Below are 1,238 nucleotides of genomic sequence, written 5' to 3'. Positions count from 1 at the left end.
GATACGCCGCATATGCGCGCTTCAAGCCATCGTGAAGCGACGTCGTCGCGCGCCAGCCGAGCTTGTCGAGGCGGCTGACGTCGAGCAGCTTGCGCGGGGTGCCGTCGGGCCGCGTGGTGTCGAATGAGATCTCGCCGCTGTAGCCGACGATGTCGGCGACGAGGCGCGCGAATTCGGCGATGGTGATATCCTCGCCGGTGCCGATGTTGACCAGTTCCGCACTGGAATAGGTCTTCATCAGGTGCACGCAGGCATCCGCCATGTCGTCGACATAGAGGAACTCGCGCCGCGGCGTGCCGGTGCCCCACACCACGACGCTTGTCGCCCCCGACACCTTGGCCTCGTGGAAGCGGCGGATCAGGGCGGCGACGACGTGGCTCATCTCGGGGTGATAATTGTCGCCGGGGCCGTAGAGATTGGTCGGCATCACGCTGATGAAGTCGCAGCCGTACTGGCTGCGATAGGCCTCCGCCATCTTGATGCCCGCGATCTTGGCGATCGCATAGGGCTCGTTGGTCGGCTCCAGCGGACCTGTGAGCACCGAGTCCTCGCGCAAGGGCTGCGGCGCCAGCTTCGGATAGATGCAGGAGGAGCCCAGGAACATCAGCTTCTCGGCGCCGTTCTGATGCGCGGCCTGGATCACGTTCGCGGCGATCGCGATGTTGTCGTAGATGAACTCGGCGCGCAGCGTGTCGTTGGCGACGATGCCGCCGACCTTGGCCGCGGCGAGGAACACCACCTGCGGCCGCACGCGCGCGAACCAGTCGAACACGGCGGCCTGGTTGCGCAGATCGACCTCGCGGCGCTCCACCGTGACGAGCTGGACGTCTTCCTGCGCGAGCCGGCGCAGAATCGCGCTGCCGACCATGCCGCGATGGCCGGCGACGTAGACGCTTTTGCCCTTGAGCTCAAACGGGATGTTTGCCATGGCCCGCGTCCCGCTTCGCCTCGGCCAGATCGCTTTGCATCATCTCCGCGACCAACTCCGCAAACGTCCGCTTCGGCGTCCAGCCGAGCACCTCGCGTGCCTTGCTGGCATCGCCGATCAGGAGATCGACCTCGGTCGGGCGGAAATAGGTCGGATCGATCTTCACGACCGTCTTGCCGCTCTTCTCGTCAATGCCGGTCTCGTCGACGCCCTTGCCGCGCCAGACGATGCGGCGGCCGACCTGCGCGAACGACAGCTCGACCATCTCGCGCACCGAATGCATCTCGCCGGTGGCGAGCACGAAGTCATC

General features: G+C 65.8%; 2 protein-coding genes. Both read right to left on the bottom strand.

The genetic code is table 11. From position 1 onward, the window contains the following. Positions 1–928 (bottom strand): GDP-L-fucose synthase (gene fcl / locus JQ603_RS37890; protein ID WP_212348755.1); only part of this gene is annotated, 928 nt, incomplete at its 3' end. Further along, the coding region (locus JQ603_RS37885; RefSeq protein ID WP_212348752.1) for a GDP-mannose 4,6-dehydratase at positions 909–1,238 on the bottom strand (330 nt) is incomplete at its 5' end. The genes JQ603_RS37885 and fcl, both read right to left, overlap by 20 nt.

It is taken from the genome of Bradyrhizobium liaoningense (assembly GCF_018130825.1).
In the GTDB taxonomy this organism is placed as follows: Bacteria; Pseudomonadota; Alphaproteobacteria; order Rhizobiales; family Xanthobacteraceae; genus Bradyrhizobium; species Bradyrhizobium liaoningense_B.
Note: the sequence above shows the minus strand (reverse complement) of the source record. Positions and strands in the feature narration are given on the sequence as shown.